General features: G+C 37.3%; 9 protein-coding genes. 6 read left to right on the plus strand and 3 right to left on the minus strand.

Annotated features, from left to right (window positions below):
• The first annotated feature begins 2 nt into the window (after positions 1–2).
• The 5 genes from AB7942_RS22745 to AB7942_RS22765 all read left to right on the plus strand — a co-directional run bounded on the left by AB7942_RS22745 (position 3) and on the right by AB7942_RS22765 (position 5517).
• Entirely contained in the window at positions 3–782 is a 780-nt protein-coding gene (locus tag AB7942_RS22745; RefSeq protein WP_369448616.1) for a glycosyltransferase family 2 protein, read from the plus strand.
• A 93-nt stretch (positions 783–875) separates the two neighbouring features.
• Positions 876–1628 carry a hypothetical protein gene (locus tag AB7942_RS22750; protein ID WP_369448617.1) on the plus strand — a complete coding sequence of 251 codons (753 nt, stop codon included), beginning with the start codon at positions 876–878 and terminating at the stop codon, positions 1626–1628.
• A 35-nt stretch (positions 1629–1663) separates the two neighbouring features.
• Positions 1664–2587: an FTR1 family iron permease gene (locus AB7942_RS22755; RefSeq protein ID WP_369448618.1), complete on the plus strand. Its 924-nt coding sequence runs from the start codon at positions 1664–1666 to the stop codon at positions 2585–2587.
• Between the two features lie 69 nt (positions 2588–2656).
• Positions 2657–4120: a glycosyltransferase family 39 protein gene (locus tag AB7942_RS22760; protein ID WP_369448619.1), complete on the plus strand. Its 1464-nt coding sequence runs from the start codon at positions 2657–2659 to the stop codon at positions 4118–4120.
• Between the two features lie 50 nt (positions 4121–4170).
• On the plus strand, positions 4171–5517 hold the full coding sequence (locus AB7942_RS22765) for a UDP-glucose dehydrogenase family protein (RefSeq protein ID WP_369448620.1): 1347 nt from the start codon (positions 4171–4173) through the stop codon (positions 5515–5517).
• A 21-nt stretch (positions 5518–5538) separates the two neighbouring features.
• Here the strand turns inward: AB7942_RS22765 and alr are convergent, their stop codons facing one another.
• The 3 genes from alr to AB7942_RS22780 all read right to left on the minus strand — a co-directional run bounded on the left by alr (position 5539) and on the right by AB7942_RS22780 (position 9285).
• Positions 5539–6723 (minus strand): alanine racemase, encoded by a 1185-nt coding sequence (gene alr, locus AB7942_RS22770; protein WP_369448621.1) that lies wholly within the window; start codon positions 6721–6723, stop codon positions 5539–5541.
• 60 nt (positions 6724–6783) lie between these two features.
• Entirely contained in the window at positions 6784–7917 is a 1134-nt protein-coding gene (ald, locus tag AB7942_RS22775) for an alanine dehydrogenase (protein WP_369448622.1), read from the minus strand.
• Between the two features lie 129 nt (positions 7918–8046).
• On the minus strand, positions 8047–9285 hold the full coding sequence (locus AB7942_RS22780) for a helix-turn-helix domain-containing protein (protein WP_369448623.1): 1239 nt from the start codon (positions 9283–9285) through the stop codon (positions 8047–8049).
• Positions 9286–9616: 331 nt separating this feature from the next.
• On the opposite strand from AB7942_RS22780, the gene alaP reads away from it, so the two are divergent.
• A complete protein-coding gene (gene alaP, locus AB7942_RS22785; RefSeq protein ID WP_369448624.1) occupies positions 9617–11017 on the plus strand; it encodes an alanine permease AlaP in 1401 nt (466 codons plus the stop codon).
• The last annotated feature ends 179 nt before the right edge of the window (positions 11018–11196 follow it).

Below are 11196 nucleotides of genomic sequence, written 5' to 3' on the forward strand. Positions count from 1 at the left end.
CAATGGAGCAGCAAAAAGTAATTGTCTTTCTTCCAGCTTTCAATGAGGAAGAGTCGATTGCCCAAGTCATTCAAAAAATACCAAGAGATTTCGATCCAAAGGTGAAGGTAGAGGTTTTAGTGATAAATGATGGCTCTAATGATCGAACGGTCGAGCAGTCCTGGAAAGCAGGGGCAGATTATGTCCATACCTTTGCTAAAAACCTTGGATTAGGTGCTGCTGTTCGCAAAGGGCTGGAGCTTTGTGTTTTAAATGGAGCAGATATTGGTGTCATGATTGATGCTGATAATGAATACCCTGCAGATCAGATTCCTGATATTGTCAAACCCATCTTAATGGGAACAGCTGATTATGTAATGGGTTCCCGTTTCCTTGGAACTATTGAAGGAATGCAGTGGAACAGGAGAATCGGGAATTATTGTTTTACGTTTCTGCAAGCTCTTTTACTAAGAAAATGGATTTATGATGGACAGTCTGGGATGAGAGCTTTTTCTAAACAAGCTATGGAAGAAGCTGAAATTGTTCATGATTACAATTATGCACAAGTTGTCACGCTGAATCTCATTAGAAAAGGCTTTCGGATGAAAGAAGTCCCAATTCGATATCAGGTCCGTAAAGCAGGGGAATCATTTATCAAGTTTCGTAGTTATATGACATCGGTCTTACCTGCCATTTTAAAAGAAATGAGGAGGCCAGTGAAAAAGGTGATCCATAATAGGACAACATCTGGTGCAAGAGACAGGGAATTACACCTGTTTAAAGCAAGGGAGATTAATAAGTAAGATAAATATGATAAATATGTGACATTCTAAATCCTTGCATTGACAGCGAGGATGATAATCATTATCATTATCCATGTAGGAGGGAAATTCTTAATGAAAAAATTTTTTGGATTATTTTTTACTTTCGCATTTATTTTTTACAGCATTCCTTTAAGTAGTGCTTTTGCCTATTCCTATGGTGATCCGAATGAGGAGAAGGTTGCTGAGGTGTACAAAGAAATGGTAGTGAAGCTTGATGAGAATCCTCCCAATTACAATTCTGCCAAAAAAAACTTTGAAACTGTTAAAGAAGAGATTGATATGCATATGGGCCAAGAGCCTGCTAAGCTAATTCTGAGTAACCTTAAAGATAAGGACAAGGAAGCTACCATTGACAATATGGAAAAACTACTGGTTTTAAATATTGCGAGGCGTTTAGAGAGTATTGAAAAGGACTTTGCTGAATATGACACAACGAAAAGACTCCTAGCTAAAGCCTTTGCTACATACGATGCGTTGTCTCCTAGAGTGGAAGCTGAAAAACCTGAGAATGATAAGAAAATCAGAACGGATTTTGATCAGGCCCTTGAAGCATTGGGTAATCCCGGATTGTTTGGTGTAGGGAAAAAAGAGGCGAATTTAGACGCATTTAAGGAAAATAAAGACGAGATTCTAAACTCATTAAAAACTGAATTCAATTTAAAAAGCCTTGAAGTTGGGCATTTTTCTGAAAGTGCTACAGAAGCTGGGACTGCTAAAAAGGACTGGACGGATATTTCGAATATCCGAAACTGGATACCACTCGTATTAATCGCAGGATTAATAATAGCTGTACTGATAGTTGTTATCCGCAGAAGAAGAAAATAGAAACTGAAACAACACCATCGGGAGGGGAAACGGCTGTGGAGATTCAAGCTCTATTAATTACATTCCGTGAAGTATTAGAAGCTTTGTTGATTGTTGGCATCATAACTACTTATCTTAAAAAAGTGGACCATAAGCAGTACACGAAATATGTTTGGTTAGGAGCAGGTCTTGCAGTTTTAGCTAGTGTCGGGGTAGCTCTCTTATTTCAAATTGTCTTTACTGGATTCGCCGCAATGGGAAGCGAAATGTACTTGAAAATAGGCATTATGCTAGTTTCGACCGTATTATTAACCCAAATGGTATTCTGGATGGCTAGTCACAGCCGTGATCTAAAAGGAAACATGGAAGGAAAAATGAATAAGTTTATTTCTACTGGTAATGTAGTGGGGATGGTTATCCACTCCTTTCTTGTGGTCCTTCGTGAAGGTGTTGAAACTGTGTTCTTTTTTGCTGCCATTACAGGGGGAGACATCGGTGCTGCAATGCAAGGATGGGGTGCAATTACTGGAGTGGCCATAGCCGCCATTGTCTCTTATGTGTTCTTTAAAGGAACGATGAGGATTCCGTTGAGCAGCTTCTTCAAGATAACCGGTGCTTTTATTATTCTTATCTCTGCTGGACTACTAGTTCAAGCGATTTCGATGATGCAGGACCTTAACATCATTGGCAGTGTTCTTCCACATGTATATGATCTAACATGGTTCCTGCCAGAGCATCCGATTGATTACACACATTACCTTCGTGATACTGGTTCGGCTCCGCTTTTATCAGGGGATATTGGAATATTTCTAAAGGCGCTGTTCGGCTATTCTTCCATGCCTTCTATTGAAGAAATATTGGCTTATATCGGATACTTTGTCGCAATTTTATTGCTTACCTCTTCCAAACCTGCAGGAAGCAAGCAAACGAATAAAACGAATTCAAAGACAACTAAAATTCTTGAGACACAAGTGAAATGAATTTTTGAACATTTAAAGTACAAGGCCGATGCCTTGTACTTTTTCTCTAGATCAGGTGGTGGATATATATTGTTCAAAAGTAATTTAAAAGATCCCTTTTTATTAGTGATAAGTGTTGCAGCTATAATTATTGTTTTTATATCTCAACTGTATTTTATTAATCCATATACCTCCTCGTGGGATCAGGTAGATTTTGCACTGGCAGTGAAGCGCTATGATTTAATGGCTATGCAGCCGCACTTCCCTGGATATCCCTTTTTTATTTTAGGAGGGAAATTCATTCATCTGTTTGTGATGGACCCATCAAAAGCATTAACGATTTTTAATGTCTTTTGTTATGCTAGTTCTGTTTTTCCCATTTATAAGTTGTCCAGGAGATTCATACAGAGATCATTTGCTAGTTTATCTACAGCACTTATTTATTCAGCAAGCTACAGTGTTATTATGGTTAATCAGCCGATGTCAGAAGGAGCGGCACTGGCAGCATTTTGGTGGTATTTATGGAGCCTTCTTTTTGCTTTAAATAAAAAAAATTCAAGAGCGATCTTAATACCATTAGTTTTTTTGAGTCTTATGCTAGGAATTCGCCTTTCCTACTTGCCCTTTGCAATCGGTATAATCTTTCTATTTTATTGGAAAGTAAAAAAAGATGGATTAAAAATGAAAGAGATCATATATTACTTGATCTCGGGAGTCATCTTTCAAGCAATATGGGTAATTGGTCTTATCATTTCTGAGGGGAGTATCATCGGTTTTATTAAGCTTTCTTTAGCGTTTACCAGCGGTCATTTCAATGATTGGGGAGGAACGGTAGAGGCAGCTGATATTGGTTTTTTTGATAGATTTATCATTTTTTCCTCAAAGAACATCCTATGGACAGGGATTGCAACTGAATCTGTGCTTAGTGCTTTCATTTATATTTTCCTTCTCATTTATATATTTGTTAGGGCGTTCAAAAAAACAAAAAAAAGATGGCCATTTATGAACCTTCTTTTTATATTGTTTAGCAGTTATTTTGGTTGGGCACTATTGGCTCAAAATGTAGAAAAAGCAAGACATGCGCTCCCGCTTGCAGTCTTAATGATATTTTTCCTTTGTATTCGTCTTTTTTCAGAAAGAATCCCTTTTCTAGTAGTGGGACTCAGCATTTTCGTCCTTGGCCATCAGGTAAATCACAATGTAACCCTATTAGCGACGGAAGCTAAAGAACCTCCAGCTGTTTATAAAATGAATGCATTTATTGAGAAAATGAATGAACCTGTTATACTCTACACATGGGAAGAAACGAGGGTGTTACAGTATTTAGAGGTTCCATATACACACAAAAGGATAGAAACTTATCAATATTTTCGGTATGATGCGAAATATTTCCAAGGCAGGACCGTCCTACTTACAGATAAAGTGATTCAAGGATTTAGGTCACAAGGTATTTCAATAGATGGGAAAATCAAAAAGATAGCAACTTTTCATTCCAACGGGCTTTTTGATCCAGTTTATCATGAAATAATTTTATATAAATGGATGGAGAAATGAACTGAGTAGTAATAAATAAGAAATACTCAATATGGAAAGGAAAATCTTCATTGAAAAAAATAGCCATTGCTGGAACAGGATACGTTGGACTAGTTACAGGGGTTTGTTTAGCAGACATCGGCCATGATGTGATTTGCGTAGACCAGGACCATCATAAAGTAAGTACATTAAACAATGGGAATCCTCCAATTTATGAGCCAGGATTAAATGCACTGATGTTGAAAAATATGGAGGAGGGGCGGTTACGGTTTACAACTAGCCCTGCTATTGGCTTTAAATCGGCTGAAATCATCATGATAACTGTAGGAACTCCTCAAAATGAAAATGGCTCCCTTGATTTACAATATATTGAACAGATTTCTAAAGAAATTGGCAGGTCAATAAAGCGAAATAACGTCATTGTCGTTACAAAAAGTACGGTACCTGTGGGAACCAATGCAAAAATTAAAAATTGGATTCAATCCGAAATGCAAACAAGTCTTAAATTTCAAATCGTTTCCAATCCTGAATTTATCAGCCAAGGGTCGGCAATTTATGATACTTTTCATGGGGATCGGATAATTATTGGATCTGATAGTGAGGAAGCCCTCCATTCGTTGGAAGAATTATATCAGCCGTTTGGTATTCCCATTTTTAAAACGGATATGAATAGTGCTGAATTAATAAAAGTAGCATCAAATTCATTCTTAGCTTTAAAAATTAGTTACGTAAATGCACTCGCAAGTATTTGTGAACATGTTGGCGGAAATATTGAAGACGTATCATTTGGAATGGGGATGGATTCAAGGATCGGATCATCATTTCTTAAGGCTGGAGTAGGTTTTGGCGGCTCATGCCTGCCGAAAGATACCCACGCACTAGTTCAAATGGGTAATGATGCGGGAGAAGCTTTTAACCTCATTGAGGAGGTTATTGAAGTTAATAAAAGACAGGAACTTAAACTAGTGGAAAAGGCCCTGAACCGATTTCAAAGTTTACGTGGGAAAAAAGTTGCATTACTGGGCCTTTCATTTAAACCTAATACAGACGATATCAGGGAAGCCGTTTCGATTAAGTTAGCCAAGCGTCTAGTTCAAGAAGGGGCGATAGTTATTGCCTATGATCCCGTCTCTATTCCAAATGTGAAAAAGGTTTTAGGAAAGCTAATTTCTTATGCAGATACGGTCGAGCAAGCTCTTATGAATGCTGACCTCACGTTTATTGTAACTGAGTGGGATGAAATTAAAAATGTCCCATTAAATCTCTTCCATGAGTTAATGAAAGAACCCGTTATCTTTGACGGGAGAAATTGCTTTCAATTAGAATCTATAAAAAAATATCCAGTTGAATATTATTCAATTGGCAGACCTAATGTAATTGGAGAGATAAACACAGTGCTACAAAACAAAGGCAGCTAGTCGAAATAGCTGCCTTTGTTATTAAAATAATAAATTACTTTGTACATTCTTTGCAGGTTTGAATAGTTCATTGTAGTTGTCATACACTCGGGGGACTCTTTTCCCAATTAAACAAACAACCTCATAATTGATGGTGCCCATTAAATGGGCAATTTCGTCTACGGACTGAAAAGAAGAGCAGCTTTCTCCAAATATGGTGACTACATCACCAACAGAACAATTTTGTATATCCGTAATATCGATCATCGTTTGATCCATGCACACCCTTCCTGCAATAGCAGATTTTTGTCCATGGATTAAAACCTTCCCACGGTTTGATAGGAGACGGGAAAGTCCGTCAGCATATCCAAGCGGAAGGGTAGCGATAAGACTTACTCTTTCCGGCTTCCAAGTCCACCCGTAGCTGATTGCTTGTGAAGCTGCTACTTTTTTGATTGCTGCAATTTTCGTTTTGAAGGTCATGGCCTGCTTTAGCTGGATGGAGTGGTTTGTTAACGAAGCATCTGGATATAACCCATACAAGGAAACTCCAATTCGAACCATGTCCAGATGCATTTCTGGGAATTTCATTGTTGCAGCACTGTTGCAGCAATGTTTTATGGGTATATAAATACAGTTATTTTCCAAATATTCTACTATTGATTGAAATTTATTAAACTGTGCATATGTAAGGTCACTGTTTTCACTATCTGCATTAGCAAAATGAGTAAATACCCCTTCAAGACAAACATTTGTTGCTTTCATGGCCTTCTTAGCAAGAATTAGTGCATCATCACTGGAAGTAACGCCAATCCTGGACATACCGGTATCAATTTTCAAATGAATAGAAGCAGTTTTGCTTAAGCTATCCGCTTGGACAATGACTTCATCCAATACTTCATGGTCAAAGACTGTTAGCGTGATATTCTCTAAAATGGCAGCCCGAATTGAACGTGTCGGAGTATACCCGAGTACGAGAATGGGTTGTGTGATCCCAGACAGTCTAAGTATGATGGCCTCATCTACAAGAGCAACTGCTAAATAATCTGCACCAGCTTCAATCGCTGTTTTTGCAATTTCAATGGCCCCATGTCCGTATCCATCTGCTTTAACCACTGCCATGATTTTTGCATGTGGGTGAACAAACTGCCTAAACTGTAGAAAATTATTTTTAATATGGTCTAGTGAAATTTCAGCCCATGTATCGCGGTAACTCAATTGATTCATGTAAACCATCCCCTTTAATCAAAAATCCCCTCAAGAGTTCCTTGAGGGGAATAACAACAATTAAATCGTAGCTAGTTCTTTTTCTAATGCTTTTTCAACTGTTACATAGTCAAACCCTAGATCTTTTGCTACTGCTTCATAAGTGATTTCTCCGTTGGCAACGTTAACGCCGAGGTATAATGCAGCATTTTCAGAAATGGCTTTGAAAACCCCTTTATTTGCGATTTGCAATGCATATGGAACTGTAACATTGGTTAGTGCTATTGTTGAAGTTCTTGGAACTGCACCAGGCATATTTGCAACAGAATAGTGTACAACCCCATGTTTGATAAAGGTTGGATTGTCATGTGTTGTCACATGGTCGATTGTTTCAACAATTCCACCTTGGTCAATCGCAACATCGACAATTACTGAACCAGGCTTCATCGATTTAACCATTTCTTCTGTAACCAGCTTAGGAGCCTTTGCACCAGGGATTAATACTGCTCCAATCAGAAGGTCAGCTTCTGCCACTGCTTCAGCAATATTGAGAGGATTAGACATTAATGTTTTGATTTGATTTCCAAAAATGTCGTCTAACTGACGAAGACGGTCAGCACTTAGATCAATAATTGTTACGTCAGCACCTAAACCGATGGCCATTTTAGCTGCATTGGTTCCAACAATCCCACCACCAACAATGGTAACTTTTCCACGGTTAACTCCTGGGACACCAGCAAGGAGAATTCCAAGACCACCATTATTTTTTTGTAAGAACTGTGCGCCAATTTGAGCAGCCATGCGTCCAGCTACTTCACTCATTGGTGTAAGCAGTGGAAGAGTCCTGTTTACAGAAACTGTTTCATAAGCAACTGCGATAACACCTTTTTCTTTAAGAGCTTTTGCTAACTCTGGCTCAGCTGCAAGGTGTAAGTAAGTAAATAAAATTAAACCTTGGCGGAAGTACTTATATTCACTTGAAAGAGGCTCTTTCACTTTCATAATCATATCTGCTTTTGTCCATACCTGTTCAGCGCTATCTATAATCTCAGCACCAGCTTTAGCATAATCGTCATTAGTGAAACCGCTTCCAATTCCAGCGTCCTTTTCCATTAACACAGTGTGGCCGGCATTTAGGAATGAAACAACACCTGCTGGAGTTAGTGCTACACGATTTTCATTATTTTTAATTTCTTTAGGTACACCTATAAACATAATCTTATTTCCTCCCCTAGTTACATTAAAGTGTTTTGCTATGGCTAAAGTATAGAATGTTTGCCAGAGAATTTCTTTGTTTAGAAAAGAGAAAGATTTTCATTCTTTTTGGGGATTTTCACAAAAAGTTCAAATCCCCTGATATTTTTCCAGTTTTAAATCTAGGTAGAGGATCATTTTTTGGTTGGGATCCTTGAAATTTACATCACCAATTTCGGTGATTCGTTTAAGTCGATAATTTAATGTGTTAGCATGGACATTTAATTCCTTGGCTGCATCATTAATGTTGTTATCTTTATTTAAGAAAACCTCTAAAGTTTCAATTAAATTGCTGTTGTGTTTTTGGTCATATTCATGAAGCAGTTTTAAGGAATAATTTTCATATTCTTCGGTTTGTCTTTTTTCTAAAATAAGATCAAAAATTTGATATATTCCAAGCTTTTGATAATTAAAAATGTCCTTAGTTTCAATTGGGAATTTTTCTTTAATTGATAAAACCGCCAATGTTTCCTTATATGCTTTGTTTGTTTTTTGATAATCCTCTTTAATACTGCTATAGCCTGGATTGATCTCCTTTATTCCATATCTTTCACTCATTTGCAGGACAAAGAATTTCGCAAATTGATCAAGTTCATTGAAGGGGTTTTCAATATTAGTAACTGATACCAATAGAATTAGTTGATTGCAGTCTATTGTATAAAGAGTAATTTTTATCCGTTGATTTGTTTTCAAAAGATATGAGATGGATTGCTCTACTTTGTTCGTGATATTCTCTTGGAACTGAAACACAAGAACCGCATAAGAGGTCGGCGGTGTTAGTTGTAATGAATGGAAGTGTTCGGAAATTTCCTCTTTTGTTTTCAAATGACCTGTTAATAGTTTCCAAAAGAATTCTTGTGAACGTTCTTCTTTTTTGTTCTTTCTCGTCTGAAGCTGTAATAGTTTATTTTTTGCTGAATCTGCTGCTTTTTTTAAAAGGGTGAAATCATCAGCCGTTAATGATTTATCAATTTCTATCGCCCAAATAAATCCGATCACTTCATCTTGCTTCCAAATTGAGATTGCGACTCTATGGTTAAGCCCTATATCATTCATGTTTTTCACACGGATGGGCTCTTGGGTCTTAAGTAAAGCAGGAATCGTTCCTTCTTTCCATAATTGATTAATGACTTTTTCCGGTACTCTCCGGCCTATGATGGTAGAAATTCTTGCTGGATCTGTACGTTCATCATGTGTACTATAGGCAAGTAGACGGTGGTTTGCATCCTCAATTGTAATAGGGCACATTAGTACCTGACTAATAAGGTCGGCAAATTCATCTAAGCTATCAAAGGCAGTCTTAAATGGATCATGTAGTCTAGTATTCAAAATGATTACCCCCGGATTAATATATAATGACATATGGTAGTCTTGTTCAGTTCATAAAATGCCTTTGTTTAATTTTACAAAAAATATAAAATAATTTCATGTATTTTAACAAAATAAATAATATGAAATAATGTTAAAATTATTTCAAGTAATCCAAAAAGAGTAAAAATTTTAATAATTACTCTTTTGAAAGCGTTACCATTAGGAAAAAAGGAGGAATTATTAATAAAAGGCTTAAAAGTTAAGGTAAACATTGATATATTAATAAAGTGACGAAATTATTTCATGGGATGAGAGAAATTTTGAAGTTTATTCATAAAGGGGGATTTATATGAGTAAAAGCAATCATGGGAAAGAGCTTCATCGTGGGTTAGAAGAAAGGCATATCACCTTGATGTCTTTAGGGGCAGCCATCGGGGTGGGATTGTTTCTTGGTTCTGCAACAGCCATTAAGATGGCCGGACCAGGTATTTTAGTTGGATACGCAGTTGCAGGACTGATTATGTTTTTTATCATGCGGGCACTGGGAGAAATGGCGATTCAGAAACCGGTTGCAGGTTCTTTTAGTAAATATGCACGGGATTATTTAGGGCCACTTGCTGGATACATAACAGGCTGGAATTACTGGTTTTTATGGGTCGTTACCTGTATGGCAGAGATTACAGCTGTAGGAATTTACATGGAGTATTGGTATCCGGATGTTCCACGGTGGATTTGGGCACTCACCGCACTGGTGGTTATGGCGACTGTCAATTTCCTTGCGGTAAAAGCGTATGGTGAATTAGAATTTTGGTTTGCGCTAATTAAAATTGTTACGATTATTGCGATGATTGCCATTGGTATAGGAATGATTTTCTTTGGTATTGGCAACGGTGGTATTGCTACTGGAATTAAGAATTTATGGGATCATGGCGGGTTATTCCCTAATGGGATTAAAGGCGTATTATTATCTTTACAAATGGTTATGTTTGCCTATTTAGGGATTGAAATGATTGGGGTAACTGCAGGTGAGGTTAAAAATCCTGAAAAATCTCTTGCAAGAGCAATCGATTCTGTTTTCTGGCGTATTCTAATTTTTTACGTGGGTGCTTTATTTGTTATTATGTCTATCTATCCATGGGAGGAAATTGGTACAAAAGGAAGCCCATTTGTACTAACCTTTGAACAAATCGGGATACCGGGAGCAGCAGGTATTATTAACTTTGTCGTACTAACAGCAGCACTTTCGTCCTGTAACAGTGGGATTTTTAGTACGGCAAGGATGTTATTTAACCTTGCTCAGCATGGTGAGGCACCACAGAATTTCGCGAAGGTTACAAAAAGTGGTGTTCCAGGGATTGCAGTAGTTGCTTCTGCCGGTGCGTTATTGATTGGCGTCGTCTTAAATTATATTGTTCCTGCAAAAGTTTTTACATGGGTTACTAGTATTGCGACCTTTGGTGCGATCTGGACGTGGGGAGTCATTCTTTTATCGCAAATTCGCTATCGTAAGACCTTAAAGTCGACTGAGACGAAAGCTTTAAAATATAAGATGCCACTTTTCCCATTTACTTCATATATTTCATTAGCCTTCTTAGCTTTTGTCATTGGGTTAATGGCTTATAATCCTGATACGAGGATTGCATTAGTAATTGGACCATTATTCCTAGTATTCTTGGTTGCAGTTTATTATGCAAAAGGATTTCATAAACGAGATTCAATCAAAAATAATGTTGAAGAACGAGTTAGTTAATAAACTATCTTAAATAGGATTAGGAAAAAGCAGTGGGGCAATGTAATGCACCCCAAAAGTTAGAGTAAAATCTTAACTTTGGGGTGCATTTTTATGGCTAATTATAGTGAACAATTTAAGTTAATGTTAGTCAAAGAGTATCAAGAAGGGAAATTGGGATATGACTCTTTAGCTAAGAA

This window comes from Neobacillus sp. BF23-41 (assembly GCF_041106275.1).

Excerpts from the sequence above, each read along its gene's own strand:
- alaP (WP_369448624.1), top strand. The coding sequence starts at position 9,617 with ATGAGTAAAAGCAATCATGGGAAAGAGCTTCATCGTGGGTTAGAAGAA.
- ald (WP_369448622.1), bottom strand. The coding sequence starts at position 7,917 with ATGTTTATAGGTGTACCTAAAGAAATTAAAAATAATGAAAATCGTGTA.
- AB7942_RS22750 (WP_369448617.1), top strand. The coding sequence starts at position 876 with ATGAAAAAATTTTTTGGATTATTTTTTACTTTCGCATTTATTTTTTAC.
- AB7942_RS22745 (WP_369448616.1), top strand. The coding sequence starts at position 3 with ATGGAGCAGCAAAAAGTAATTGTCTTTCTTCCAGCTTTCAATGAGGAA.
- alr (WP_369448621.1), bottom strand. The coding sequence starts at position 6,723 with ATGAATCAATTGAGTTACCGCGATACATGGGCTGAAATTTCACTAGAC.